This window comes from bacterium (genome assembly GCA_028820935.1).
In the GTDB taxonomy this organism is placed as follows: domain Bacteria; phylum Actinomycetota; class Acidimicrobiia; order Spongiisociales; family Spongiisociaceae; genus Spongiisocius.
This window is the reverse complement of sequence record JAPPHZ010000036.1, coordinates 113,675-127,122: the sequence shown is the minus strand read 5'-3', so window position 1 is coordinate 127,122 and position 13,448 is coordinate 113,675. Positions and strand designations below refer to the sequence as shown.

The window sequence follows — 13,448 nt, the reverse complement described above, 5'->3', positions numbered from 1 at the left end:
AGACATGTGCGGTCGCGGTGACTCCTGGAAGCCCCACCCCATGAGCGTGCCCTCCCCGGCTACCTTCCTGATCCGATGAGGAACTCGGGAGACGAGACCGTCCGGGCCGGGCCGATCAGGTCCGGCGCCCGCAATACCTACCTGGACCTGATCAGGGGCGTGGCCATTCTCGGCATCCTGGTCATGAACGCCGTCTCCTTCGGCCTTGGCGCCGGGCCCTACTTCAACCTGTCGGCCGGTGGCTCGGAAACCTGGTTGGACTGGCTGGTCGGAGGCTTCGGCGAGGTCTTCGTCGACCAGAAGTTCATGGGCCTCTTCTCGCTGCTCTTCGGCGCGGGCATCGCCCTGTTCTGCGACCGGGCCGCTACCCGGACCCATCGACCGGCGCTGCTGAGCCTGTGGCGCAACCTGCTCCTCCTGGGAATCGGCCTTCTCCACCTGCTGCTGTGGGAGGGCGACATCCTGGTGGGCTACGCCCTGGTGTCCCCGATCATCATCCTGCTCCGTAACCGCCGCCCGCGGACGCTCCTCGTCCTGGGTGGCGCGGCGCTGCTGCTGTCGCCGGTTGCCGCTGTCCTTTTCCAGGCTTCCCTTCCCGGCGACGGAAGCGGCCTCGGCGGGTTCTGGACGAGCGGCATGGAAATGACCGGGACCACTGACGGCTTCATCATCGTGGACTTCGTGTCACGAGCGGTCGGGATGATGCTGATCGGGGTGGCGCTCTACCGCACCGGGGTAATGACCGGCGACCGTCCGGCCGCCTTCTACCGGCGCATGGCGCGCACCGGCCTGGGGGTGGGCCTGCCGCTCGCCGCTCTCGGGCTGGCGTGGCTAGCGGCCCGTGACTTCTCCCCGGACGTGGCATTCGTCGGGACGATCCCGAACACGCTCGGGACCGCCCCGGCCGTGCTCGGCTATACCGCCCTGATCGTCCTGTGGAATCGCCGCCCCGAAACCGGTCTGCACAGGCGCCTGCGTTCGGTCGGGAGGATGGCGCTCACCAACTACCTGGCCCAGACCGTGCTGGGCGTGCTCATCCTCAGGTACCTATTCGGGGATGCCGACCTCACCCGTACGATGCTGGTGGGCTTCATCGGGCTGGTCTGGGCGGCCCAGCTCTGGTGGTCGGCGCCCTGGCTGGATCGGTTCCGTTACGGGCCCGCCGAGTGGCTGTGGCGGATCGCTACCTATCGCCGGCGGCAACGCCTGCGCCGGTGACCTGACATCCTCCCGACGCCACCGGCCGTCGATCAGACCAGGCGCCTGGCCAGCTCTACGGCAACCACGAGGTCGTCACCGGTAACCACCCCGCTGCCGAACCGGGTTGCGCCGTCCTCGGTGGCTGCGACGCCCACGAACCCGCACCCGGCGTTGGCGGCGGCCTCGGCATCCCAGGTCGAGTCGCCGATCATCACCGTCCGGGAGGGTGCCACTTCGAGCAGGCGGCAGGCCTCGAGAAGCTGATCGGCCGCCGGCTTGGGCCGCAGGTCCGGGCGCCTGGGAACCAGCAGCGGTATGTCCACCCCGTGCCTGGCCAGGACAGCCCGAGCCGGCGCCTCCGCCACCAGCGTCACCACCGCCCGCGGGGTGCCCTGGGCGAGTTCCAGGGCCTCCCCGAGGCGGGGCATGGCATGGGAAGCGGCCACCGCGGCCGTCTCATGGACGGCGATCGCCTCCGACACCCGGCTCCACCTGGGGTCCCCGCTGAGGGCCACCAGGATCGACATGCAGCGCTGGGTCGGGGCATCCCAATCCGTCTCCGGTGTGGGTAGGTCGTCCCACGACCCGATCATCGCCTCCGTGTCCTGCCAGGCTGCGCCGTAGTCGGTGTAGGTCTGGAGGTCGATGAGGGTCCGATCCAGGTCGAACAGGACCGCCTCCATGATCAGCCGGGCGGGAAGACCAGGACCCGCTCGGGGGCGATCTTGACGATGGCCCGCTCCGAGGTGATCGGGTTCGGGTACTCGTCCACCCCCAGGTATTTGTGGGCGAGGGCGTCGATGTGGGAGCGGGCATCCGCACCGGTGACCGTGTCCACCACCACTCCCCTCACCTCGGCGAAGTGGAAGGGGTTGCCCCCATCGGGGATCAGCACGGTGACCCGGGGGTCGGCCATCATGTTCCTGAACTTGGGCCGGTGCACCTCGGTGTTGATCAGGATGTGCTCGTCGTCGGCGTCCACCCACATCAGATGCACCTGCACGGACCCGTCCGGCATCATCGTCGCCAGCGAGGCGTAGTTGGCGCCCCGAGCCAGCCTCAGAACCCTCTTGTCGAGCATGACATCCCTCCTGGAATCCGAACAACCCGAGTGATGGTGATGGGCGACGCCGCCATCCGCAAACCGGCCCACCGGAGCGGCGTCACGAGCCTGCCGATCGGCGCAGGAAGTTGTAGATGGCGGTCCAGTCCAGGCGGCCCATGCCCTGGTCCCGGGCGGAGGAGTAGCACTCCAAGGCGGCCAGGCCCGTGCCGTGGGCGACGCCGGCGGCTTCGCCCATCCCGAGGGCGAGGCCGAGGTCCTTGTGGGCCAGGTCGATCATGAAGCCGGGCTCTAGGTCGTCCGCCAGCACCTTGGCCGGATAGGTGGTGGCCAGGTGGCCCTGGCCGGCCGTGGTGCCCATCAGCACCTCGATGACCACATCGCGGTCCAGCCCCTCCCCCTCGGCCAGGGTCAGAGCCTCGGCCACCACCACGTTGGACACCACCGACACGTAGTTGTTGACCAGCTTGGTCCGGATCCCGGCGCCCCGGGGACCGCAGTGGATGACCGGGTCGCCGAGGAGCTCGAGGATCGGTAGGGCCCGGTCGAGCTCCTCCGGGCTGCCGCCCGCCATGACCAGCAGGGTCCCGGCCTCGGCATCCTTGGAGGTCCGGCCAACGGGCGCGTCGATCATCCGCCTGCCGGACGCAGCGAGCGCCTCGGCGGTGGCGTCGAAATGGGCCGGCAACCCGGTGCTCATGTCGATGAGGAGTGCGGCCGGATCGAGAGCCTCGGCAATGCCGCCGCGCCCGAGGACCGCGTCGGCGACGTGGCGACCGGTGGGGAGCATGGTGATGACGTAGTCCGCCCCGTCCGCCGCCTCCCGGGCGGAGCCCGCGTCGGTGGCGCCGTCCCGGAGGACCGCGGCCTGGGCCGCCGCGCTGGTGTCGAACACCCGGACCCGGTGGCCCACCCTCAGCAGGTTCCGGGCCATGGGCGCGCCCATCACGCCGACGCCGATGAATCCGACCCTGCTCATCCTGTCTCCATCCGCCGGGAACTGCCTGACCGTAGCGCGCTTAGCCGCGACGGCGACCGGACGCCTGTTGAAAGGACCTGGGATGTGACCGGGACCGGTTCGGCCGGGCTTTAGAATCGACCGCCGATGCGTATCTTCGACACCGACCTCGCCGGCTTCGGCGACTACCGGACGATTGCCGACGGCTTCGAGTGGGACATTCCCGAGCGGATGAACATCGCCTCCGAGGTCTTCGACCGCTGGTCCACCGACAGCCGGCGGATCGCCCTCTACGTGGAGCGTTCGGACGGCCGCCGCGACGTTTGGTCGTACCGCGAACTCATCTGTCTGGCCAAGCGCTACGCCAACTTCCTGGTGTCGCTCGGCTTGGAGCGTGGCGACCGCGTCTCCCTGGTCATGCCGCAGGGGGCCGAGCTGGCCGCCCTCCACCTGGCCGTCTACTCCATCGGGGCGGTGGTCCTGCCCATGTCGGCGCTCTACGGACCCGATTCCTACCGCCACATCCTCGGGGACTCGGGGGCGAGGGCGATAGTCGTGGCCGAGCCCTACGCCGACCGCATCCGCTCGGTCCGGTCCGACCTGGCAGACCTCGAGACCGTGATCATCTCCGGGCGGGCAGGCGCGGGCGAGCGGGCGCTGGCCGAGGCGGAGGGCTTCCCGCCCCGGTTCGACCCGGTCGACACGGCCTCCAAGGACCCGGCGATGCTGCTGTACACCTCCGGGAGCACCGGCCATCCCAAGGGCGCCCTCCACGCCCAGCGGATCATCGAGGGCTACCTGCTCACCTTCAAGCTCTTCTTCAACATCGGATTCGACGAGTCCACGGTGTTCTACACACCGTCCGACTGGGCCTGGGTGGGCGGCCTTCTCGACATCCTCCTTCCCGCCCTGGTGTTCGGACACCCGGTGGTGGCCGACCAGCAGCGCTTTTCCGCCGAGCGGGCCTTCGAGGTGATATCCCGCAACGGCGTGACGCACGCCTTCCTCACCCCGACCGCCCTCAAGATGATGGCCCAGGTCCCCGAGCCGGCCAAGACCTACGACCTCGATCTGAGGGTCATCGGCAGCGGCGGGGAGTCGGTGGCCGACGAGCTTCACAGGTGGAGCGACCGGGAACTGGGTGCGGTGATCAACGAGTTCTACGGGCTCACCGAGGTGAACCACCTGGTGGGTGGCTGCGAGGCGCTGTGGCCGGGGGTGCCCGGCTGGATGGGACGCCCCTATCCGGGCCGGCAGGTGGCGGTGCTCGACGGGAACGGCGACCCCATCGAGGCGGGCGGTATAGGCGAGATCGCGGTGCGGCCGGGCGATCCCACCGGGATGCTGGAGTACTGGGGCAACCCGGAGGCCACCGCCTCCAGGCTTCGTGGGGGCTGGATCATGACCGGCGACCAGGCGACCGTAAACGAGGCCGGCTACATCCGGTTCCTGGGCCGCGACGACGACATGATCTCCAGCGCCGGATACCGGATCGGACCGGCCGAGGTCGAGGAGGCGCTGGTGCGGCACCCGAAGGTAGCGGAAGTGGCCGTCATCCCCTCCCCGGACCCGATCCGCGGGCAGGTGGTCAAGGCGCTGGTGGTGCTGGCCGACGGGCAGGCCGGGGACGGAGGGCTCACCTCCGAACTCCAGATGCAGGTCAAGACCCAGGTGGCGGCCTACAAGTACCCGCGCATCATCGAGTACGTGGACAACCTGCCCAAGACCACCACCGGCAAGCTCAACCGGAAGCTGCTGGCGGCCCGAGAATCGGGAACCGCCGGCAGCCGGTAGCCGGTTCCGGCTACGTATTATCCATAGGGTGCCGATTCCCGGGAGCATCCGCGTGCCGGCCATCCCGTCTGGGACCGCCGGATGATCCCCCGGTCTGCTCGCCTCGGCGTCCTTACCGGTTCCGGTTTCCGGTCCGACCTGGCCCGGATCGCCAGGGAGACCGGCCGTACCGACCGCCAGGCCATGCGGGCCGCCCGGAAGTACCTGCGGGAGATACGGACCATCCCCTCGCCGCTGGTGGCCGGGTTCGGCGGATGGGCGGCCGGCAAGGTGTGGCGCCGGAACTACCGCAACGTCCACTACGACCACCGCGACCTGGAGCGGCTGGCGGAACTGGGCGCCGACCATCCACTGGTCTTCCTGCCGTCCCACAAGTCCCAGCTCGACCATGCCGTCCTGCACCACGTGCTGTGGAGGAACGGGCGCCCACCCAACTACACGGCGTCCGGCATCAACATGAACTTCTTCCTGGTCGGGCCGATACTGCGTCGCTCGGGTTCCTTCTTCATCCGCCGCCGGATCGGTGACCGCCCCATCTACAAGCGGGTCCTGCGGGCCTACCTCGCCCACATCCTGGAGCAGTGCCACCCGGTGGAGTGGTACATCGAGGGGACCCGCAGCCGGACCGGCAAGCTGTTGCCCCCCACCTACGGCTTGCTCACGTACGCCGCCGAGGCCATATGGAACGGCCGGTGCGACGACATCCATGCGATCCCCGTCTCCATCAGCTACGACCATGTGGAGGAGATCGAGCCCTACGTCGCGGAGCAGCGCGGGGCGACGAAGCGGCGGGAGACCCTCATCTGGATGGTCAAGAGCATCCTGAGGATGGGCAGGGACTACGGCGACATCCATGTCCGCCTGGGCGAGCCGCTGTCCATGGCCGAGCTGTTCGCCGGCCACGCGGAAGCCGACCGCCGCGGCAAGGTCGAGGCGCTCGGGACCGAGATCTGCTCGAGGATCAACCGGGCCACGCCCGTAACCGCCACGTCCCTGGTGGTATCGGCCATCCTCGGAGATCACGAACCGCCCGGGCTGTCCATGGCCCGGCTCGGAGAACTGGTCGGCGAGCTGGTCCGGGATGCCGAGGCCCGGCGGCTGCCCGCCGTCGACGGCCTGGCGACGCTCGACCGGGCCGGGATCGAGCGGATCGCCGTTACGCTGGCCCGCCGGGGGATCGTGACCATCGACCGGGACGCATCCGGGCCGGGCGGGGCGTCACCGACCTACCGGATCGAACCCGACCAGCGCCTGGCCGCCTCGTTCTATCGCAACACCGTCGCGCATCACTACGTGGTGCCGGCGGCGGCGGAGGTGGCTCTCGCCGCGGCGGGCCGGGCTACCGGGAGGTCCCTGCTCGACGGCTTCCACGACCGGCTTGGGGCGCTGCATGGCCTGCTGGAGACCGACTTCTTCCTCCCCGACCGGGAGGCGTTCGCCGGCCAGGTCGCCGGCGAGCTCGCCCGACGCATCCCGGCCTGGGAGACCCGCCTCCTCGACGAGGGGTCCGGGCCGGCGCTGGACAGGCTCCGCCCCCACCGAGCCCCCTGGGCGCTGCGCCACTTCCTAGAGGCATACCGGGTCGTTGCCGGACGCCTGGCGGAGGAGCCGGGGGGTCGGCCATCCGACCGCAACGGCTTCCTGCGGTCAGCTCTCGAGCGCAGCCTCGCCTACGTCCGCCAGGATCGGATACCGGCCGAGGCCGCCTCCCTCCCCCTGCTGTCGGCAGGTCTCAGAATGGCGACACGGCATGATCCGGTGGCAACGGATGAGGCGGATCTCCGCCCGGACCGCGAAGCGCTCGCCGTCGAGCTGGGCCGGTTCCTGGAGGCCATCAAGACCTTGGGGCAGTAGCGGTCCGGGCGTTCCTCTCCCGGTATCGAGCCTTTCCGCGCACTCTCTATTATCAAAACCATGACCCCGCTCCCTGACGATCTCAACATCGACCTGCACTACTGGATGCGGCTCACCCGTACGATGGACGACCAGCTCGTGACGCTGTGGAAGCAGGGCCGGGGCGTGGGCACCACCTTCAACCAGCGGGGCCACGAGGCGATAAGCGTGGGCGCCGGGATGGCCCTCGCGCCGGACGATGTGGTCGCTCCCATGCACCGCGACCTGGGCTGCTACCTGGTGAGAGGCATGACCCCTCGGCGGCTCATGGCCAACCAGCTCGGACGGGCCACCGGGGTCACGCGGGGCCGGGACAGCAACCTCCACGGTTGCGGTGACCTGTCCCTCAACCTGATCGGCTTCATCAGCCACCTCCCCCAGTCCATGCCGGTGGCGCTCGGAGCGGCCATGTCGTTCTCCTACCGTTCCGAACCCCGCGTGGCCCTGACGTTCGTCGGCGACGGCTCGTCCTGCGCCGGCGTGTTTCACGAGTCGCTCAACCTGGCGGCCGTGCAGCGAGCCCCGTTCGTGGTGATCATCGAGAACAACCAGTACGCCTACTCGACACCGCTGCGCCAGCAGATGGCCATCGACAGCCTGGCCGTTCGGGCCGGCGCTCACGGGGTGGAAGCCCGAACCGTCGACGGCAACGACGTGGAGGAGGTCTACCGGAGCGTCGAGGCGGCGGTGAGCAAGGCTCGGGACGGAGGCGGGCCGACCCTCCTTGAGGCCAGAACCATGCGCATGCTGGGGCACGCCATCCACGACGGCGCCGAATACGTCCCCCAGGATCTCCTGGACGAATGGAAGGCCCGCGATCCTCTCCTCCTCCACGAGGAGAAGCTGACCTCGCGCGGCCTGGTCGACCGCGAATACCTAGCCCGGGTCGCCGAGAAGTGCCGCGAGATCGTGGCCGATGCGGTGGAGTTCGCCGAGTCGAGCGAGTGGCCGGACCCCGGCACCGTCTCCGACGGCGTGTACGCCGCCTGAGGAACACCGGCATGGACAGCAACCGGACCGGCGCCCGCACCATGACCTATATCGAGGCCATCACGGACGGGTTGGCGACCGAGATGCGACGTGATCCCGACGTCCTGGTCATGGGCGAGGACATCGGAGGCGATTTCGGCGGCGCCTTCAAGGCCACCAAGGGCCTGGAAGCCGAGTTCGGCGCCCGGAGGGTGATGAACACACCGATGACCGAGCTGGCCTTCATCGGCGCCGCCACCGGCATGGGTCTGATGGGCCTCCGCCCCGTGATCGAGGTGCAGTTTGCCGACTTCATCTCCACGGGCTTCGACTCCATCGTCCAGTACGCCGCCACCACCCATTACCGGTGGCAGGCGGCCGTTCCTTGGGTGATCCGGGCCCCGGCCGACGGGGGGATCCGCTCGGGCCCCTTCCACAGCCAGAACCCGGAGGCGTGGTTCGTGCACACCCCCGGCCTCAAGGTGGTGGCGCCGGCCACGCCGGCCGACGCCAAGGGGCTCCTGCTGGCGGCGATCCGGGACAACAACCCGGTCATCTACTTCGAGTCGAAGCCGCTCTACCGGAGCCTTCGGGGCGAGGTTCCGGAGGGGGACCGCGCCACCCCGATCGGGCGGGCGCGGATCGCGAGGGAAGGCCATCACGTAACCGTCATCACCTACGGCGAGATGGTGCGCCAGGCCCTGGCGGCAGCCGACGGCCTGGCGCCGGAGCTCGCCGTGGAGGTCATAGATCTCCGCACCCTGAAACCGCTCGACCGCGACACGATCACGGCGTCGGTACGCAAGACGGGCCGGGCCGTGGTGGTACACGCCGCCAACCGGCTGGCCGGGGTGGGCGCCGAGATCGCGGCGGATCTCGGCCAGACCTCCTTCGAGCACCTGGATGCGCCCATCCACCGGGTGGGTGGCCTCGACGTGCCGGTGCCGTTCAGCCCGCCGCTGGAAGACGCCTACCGTCCCGGCGCCGAGGACATCATGGCCGCCATCCGGGAGACCGTCGCCTACTGATCCGCACGCTCGGCGGCCGGGTACCCTGACCGGATGGAACGCTTCACGATCGACCTGCACGGCCCCCTGCATGGCATGGAGTACGGCGGGGAGGGTCAGTTGGTGCTGCTGGTCCACGGTCTGAGCGGATCGGCGGTCAACTGGGTGGAGACGGCCGTCCCGCTGACCGCCTACGGCCGGGTGGTGGCGCCGGAGCTACCCGGCTTCGGCCGCACCCCTCCGGCCGGTCGGAGCGCCTCGATGGAGGCCCAGGCAGGACTCATGGCCGACTTCATCGAGCACCAGGGCGGCGGGCCGGCGCTGGTGATCGGGAACTCGATGGGCGCCATGATCAGCATGATCCTGGCGGGACAGCGGCCCGACCTGGTGGACCGCCTGGTGCTGATCGACACGCCGGGATCGACCGCCGACCTGGAGGGTCTCCCTCCGGCCTGGATCACCTCCATGCTGATGTATCTGGTGCCGGGCGCCAACCTCATGTACGTGAACTGGCTCCGCCGCCGGGGGACTCCCGAGCACACCACCGACACCGCCCTCGACCTGCTGGCCGGCGAGCCGGGGCGGATGTCGGCCAGCGTCAGGCGGCTCCACGCCCAGGTCGCCGCCGAGCGGAACGCCATGCCCTGGCCACCGCACGCCTACCTGCAGGCCTTCCGATCGGTGATCGCCAACCTCGTTCCCTTCGCCCGCTGGCGCCGGACGGCGCTACTGGTCCGGGCCCCCACCCTTCTCATCCACGGCACCCACGACCAGGTGGTGCCGATCAGCGCGGCGGAGCGGTTGGCTGCGCTCCGTCCGGACTGGTTCTACCGGCCGCTGGTCGGGGTCGGCCACATAGCGATGCTGGAAGCCCCCCATCTGTTGCTGGAGGTGGTGGCGGAGTTCTTGGACCGGGCGCCCGGCCGGAAGGACGGCCTAACGTCCGTGCCGTCGGTCCCGGGCCCAGGCGAGGAAGCGGTCCACCGGCCAGGTGTTAGCGATCATGTCGCGGCTCACCCGGCCTCGTCGAGCCTGGAGGACGCCCCAAGCCGTCTGATCCAGTTCCCCCGTGTCGTGGGCGTCGGAGGAGATGACGAACCGCACGTCCCTCCCCCGGGCCTGGAGTAGCACCTCGACGGTCGCATCGAGCCGGTCCAGGTGGGAATTGATCTCGATGGCCGTGCCGGTCAGCTCGGCCGCCTCCAGCACCGCCCCCACCTCCAGGTCGATGGGCGGGCGGCGCCCGATCCTCCGTCCCTGGAGGTGGCCGACCACATCGACCGCCGGGTGCGCCATGGCGGAGATCACCCGCACGGTCTGCTCCTCCTGCGGGAGGTCGAAATGGCTGTGGACGGAGGCGACACACCAGTCGTAGTCCATGAGGAAGTCGTGGTCGTAGTCCAGAGAGCCGTCCCGTCCGATATTCAGCTCCACCCCGTGCAGGATCCGTAACCCGGGGTAACGGGTTCGAAGGCGGGCGATACGGCGGCGCTGGGCCAGCATCTCATCCCGCCCGACCCCGTTGATGGCCAGGTTCTCGGCATGGTCCGTGATGGCGATGTACTCCAGCCCCTTGGCGACGGCCTTGTCGAGCATCGCCTCCAGAGAGTCCTGCCCATCGCCGGACATGTCGGTGTGAACGTGCAGGTCACCTCGGAGATCGCTCTCAGCCACCAGATCGGGCATCCGGCCGGTGAGCGCCTCCTCGATCTCCCCCTGATCCTCCCGGATCGGCGGCGGCACCCACTCCATCCCCAGCGCCCGGTAGATGTCCTCCTCGGTCCGCTGCGCCACCACGGCTTCGGTCTCGGACTCGTAGAGGGCGTACTCGCTGAGCACCCAGCCCCGCTCGATCGCCAGCCTCCGCAGCCGGATGTTGTGCTCCTTGGAACCGGTGAAGTAGAGGAGGGCCGCTCCCCACTGGTGCTCGGGCACCATGCGGACATCCACCTGGAGGCCCGCATGGGTCAGCACCGAGGTCTTGGTATCGCCCGAGCCGATGACCTCGCTCACCCACGACCGGCCTGCCAGGCGCCGGGCCACCGAGGAGGGATCGGAGGTAGCCACCAGCAGGTCGAGGTCGGCCACCGTGTCGCGGAACCTCCGCAGGCTCCCGCAGTAGGCGGCCCGGTCCACGCCGAGCAGCCCGCTCAGATCCGCGACCAGGCGCTCGGCCTCGCGCATGGCCACCAGTATCGGGGTCCGCCGCTCCTTGCCTGTCCAACCGAGCCGGTCGATGGCTCGCCGCAGGTTCTCCTCCGTCTTCCGACCGAAGCCCGGCAGTTCCCGTACCGCCCGGGAGTCCAGCGCGACGAGGAGAGCCTCCACCGAGTCCACCCCCAGGGCCGTTCGCAGTGTCACCGCCCGCTTGGGACCCAGGCCCGGGATGCGGACCAGTTCCTGGAAGGCCGGGGGGTACTCCTTGCGGAGGGTCTCGAGGCGGCGAAGCCGGCCGCTCTCGACATACTCGCGAATCATGGATGCCGTGGACTTGCCGATCCCCTGAACCCGCATCAACTCCGCCGCCGACAGGTCGGCAGCCGGCCGGGGCAGCCCCCTGATGGTCTTCGTCGCCGACTCGTAGGCCCTGGCCCGGAACGACTGGGCAGTCCCGTCAGCGATCCGCGTGAGCGCGGCCAACTCGTCGAAGACGGCTGCTATCTCGGCATTGGTCACCGGACGGCCCTCCTCACCAGCCGCCACCCGGCCCGGGAGCACCTGCGGTCGATCGTATCGGCCGCCCTCCATCGACCGGAGCCTCCCGGACGGCGGCGCGGACGGCGGGAGTAACCTTGCGGCTCCGGAACCCGTCAGAAACGAACGGGCCCGGCGCCGAGGACAACCTTAGGAACACAATGACACTGGCCAGCGCGGGGTATTCGGTAACCCTCCGATTGTACGCCCCGCCCGACGATCAGCATGCCATCGGCCGCATCACCACCGCCATCGGGACCTCCGGCGGGGTGGTAACGGCGCTGGACTTCGTCGAGTTCGAAGCCACCCGGCTGGTGCTGGACGTCACCGCCAACACCCGCGATGACGACCACGCCGACCAGATCACCGATGCGGTGGCCGCGGTCGAGGGGGTCACGGTCCACAAGGTCTCGGACCGCACCTTCCTCTTCCATCTGGGAGGGAAGCTCGAGGTCCAGAACCGGATCCGGCTCCGCAACCGCGACCAGCTCTCGATGGCCTACACGCCGGGGGTGGCCCGGGTCAGCCGGGCTCTCGCCAAGCGGCCCGAGGATGCCCGCAACCTCACCGTCAAGGGGAACTCGGTGGCCATCGTCACGGACGGCAGCGCCGTGCTCGGACTGGGCAACATCGGGCCGGTGGCCGCCCTACCGGTCATGGAGGGGAAGGCCGCCCTGTTCAAACGTTTTGCCAACGTCAACGCCTGGCCGATCTGTCTCGACTCCCAGGACACCGACGAGATCGTGCGGGCGGTCGAGATGCTGGCGCCGGTATTCGGGGGTATAAACCTCGAGGACATCGCCGCGCCGCGCTGTTTCGAGATCGAGGACCGGCTCCGCAAGTCGCTCGACATCCCGGTCTTCCACGACGACCAGCACGGTACCGCCATCGTGGTCCTGGCCGCCCTGACCAACGCCCTGCGGGTGGTGAACAAGGAGATGGGCGATGTCAAGGTGGCCATGAGCGGGGCCGGCGCGGCCGGCGTGGCGGTCGCCAAGCTCCTCGAGGCGGCCGGCATCGCGGACATCGTGGCCCTCGACCGGGGCGGCATCATCAGCGAGGAGCGCACATTGACGGACGCTTCGAAGATCTGGCTGAGGGAGAACACCAACCGGGAGAACCGCAAGGGCGGCATCCTCGAGGCGTTGGAAGGCATGGACGTGTTCGTGGGCGTGAGCGGCCCCGACCTGTTCGACGCCAGGGAGATCCGGCGTATGGCGCCCGATCCCATCGTGTTCGGGCTGGCGAATCCCGACCCCGAGTTCGATCCCCAGGTGGCGCGCGAGTACGCACCGGTGGTGGCAACCGGCCGCTCCGACTACCCCAACCAGATCAACAACGTGCTGGCCTTCCCGGGGGTCTTCCGCGGGACCCTGGACGCCCGCGCCACGAAGATCACCGAGGCCATGAAGGTGGCCGCCGCCCGCGCCATCGCCTCGGTGGTGCGACCCGAACAGATCAACGCCAGCTACATCATCCCGTCGGTGTTCAACCCCGGCGTGGTGAAACGGGTGGCGGAAGCGGTGGAGTCGGCCGCCAACACCTGAGCCGGCCCTGATCCGTCCCCAAGAGCGCGAAAATCGCGCCGCCGCAACGGTGCCCCGCACCGGGCCCTCCCCCACCACCACCTGTCCTGGTTCGGAGCGTGGTCGGCCATGCCCGGCCGGCTGCCGGGTCGGCGGTTCGCTCCATTGAAGCCCCGTGTGTTCCCTCCGGGCCGGCCGTTCCGATCGGTAGACGCATCGGCCGGTGTAGGTGCTTGGCAATAGACAACGTATCGGAGGGGTATGACACATTTCGCCCCCCGTCCGACCTCGCGAAAAAGCGTCGACTGTTGCGGCGGAGGCCGGGCTCTGGAGGAACAGGCGGC

Annotated in this window: 10 protein-coding genes and 1 pseudogene; 7 read left to right on the top strand and 4 right to left on the bottom strand. The window is 69.4% G+C overall.

Annotated elements, in window-relative coordinates:
• Window positions 1-75: 75 nt before the first annotated feature.
• Window positions 76-1,218 carry a DUF418 domain-containing protein gene (locus OXM57_10960; GenBank protein ID MDE0353197.1) on the top strand — a complete coding sequence of 381 codons (1,143 nt, stop codon included), beginning with the start codon at window positions 76-78 and terminating at the stop codon, window positions 1,216-1,218.
• A 32-nt stretch (window positions 1,219-1,250) separates the two neighbouring features.
• On the opposite strand, the gene OXM57_10955 is transcribed toward OXM57_10960, so the two are convergent.
• The 3 genes from OXM57_10955 to OXM57_10945 form a co-directional block, all read right to left on the bottom strand.
• Window positions 1,251-1,883: an HAD hydrolase-like protein gene (locus OXM57_10955; protein ID MDE0353196.1), complete on the bottom strand. Its 633-nt coding sequence runs from the start codon at window positions 1,881-1,883 to the stop codon at window positions 1,251-1,253.
• Window positions 1,884-1,885: 2 nt separating this feature from the next.
• Window positions 1,886-2,281, bottom strand: coding sequence for a TIGR03618 family F420-dependent PPOX class oxidoreductase (locus OXM57_10950; GenBank protein ID MDE0353195.1), 396 nt, complete (start codon window positions 2,279-2,281; stop codon window positions 1,886-1,888).
• 82 nt (window positions 2,282-2,363) lie between these two features.
• Window positions 2,364-3,242, bottom strand: coding sequence for an NAD(P)-binding domain-containing protein (locus OXM57_10945; GenBank protein MDE0353194.1), 879 nt, complete (start codon window positions 3,240-3,242; stop codon window positions 2,364-2,366).
• A gap of 126 nt (window positions 3,243-3,368) precedes the next feature.
• On the opposite strand from OXM57_10945, the gene OXM57_10940 reads away from it, so the two are divergent.
• From OXM57_10940 to OXM57_10920, 5 genes and pseudogenes are all read left to right on the top strand, one after another.
• On the top strand, window positions 3,369-5,015 hold the full coding sequence (locus OXM57_10940) for an AMP-binding protein (GenBank protein MDE0353193.1): 1,647 nt from the start codon (window positions 3,369-3,371) through the stop codon (window positions 5,013-5,015).
• Window positions 5,016-5,096: 81 nt separating this feature from the next.
• Window positions 5,097-6,869 (top strand): 1-acyl-sn-glycerol-3-phosphate acyltransferase, encoded by a 1,773-nt coding sequence (locus tag OXM57_10935; protein MDE0353192.1) that lies wholly within the window; start codon window positions 5,097-5,099, stop codon window positions 6,867-6,869.
• Window positions 6,870-6,929: 60 nt separating this feature from the next.
• On the top strand, window positions 6,930-7,898 hold the full coding sequence (locus OXM57_10930; protein MDE0353191.1) for a thiamine pyrophosphate-dependent dehydrogenase E1 component subunit alpha: 969 nt from the start codon (window positions 6,930-6,932) through the stop codon (window positions 7,896-7,898).
• Between the two features lie 11 nt (window positions 7,899-7,909).
• A complete protein-coding gene (locus OXM57_10925; GenBank protein ID MDE0353190.1) occupies window positions 7,910-8,905 on the top strand; it encodes an alpha-ketoacid dehydrogenase subunit beta in 996 nt (331 codons plus the stop codon).
• A gap of 75 nt (window positions 8,906-8,980) precedes the next feature.
• Window positions 8,981-9,757: pseudogene (locus OXM57_10920) on the top strand (alpha/beta hydrolase).
• Window positions 9,758-9,820: 63 nt separating this feature from the next.
• Here the strand turns inward: OXM57_10920 and polX are convergent.
• Window positions 9,821-11,632 carry a DNA polymerase/3'-5' exonuclease PolX gene (gene polX / locus OXM57_10915; GenBank protein MDE0353189.1) on the bottom strand — a complete coding sequence of 604 codons (1,812 nt, stop codon included), beginning with the start codon at window positions 11,630-11,632 and terminating at the stop codon, window positions 9,821-9,823.
• Window positions 11,633-11,739: 107 nt separating this feature from the next.
• On the opposite strand from polX, the gene OXM57_10910 reads away from it, so the two are divergent.
• Entirely contained in the window at window positions 11,740-13,125 is a 1,386-nt protein-coding gene (locus OXM57_10910) for an NAD-dependent malic enzyme (protein MDE0353188.1), read from the top strand.
• Window positions 13,126-13,448: the final 323 nt, after the last annotated feature.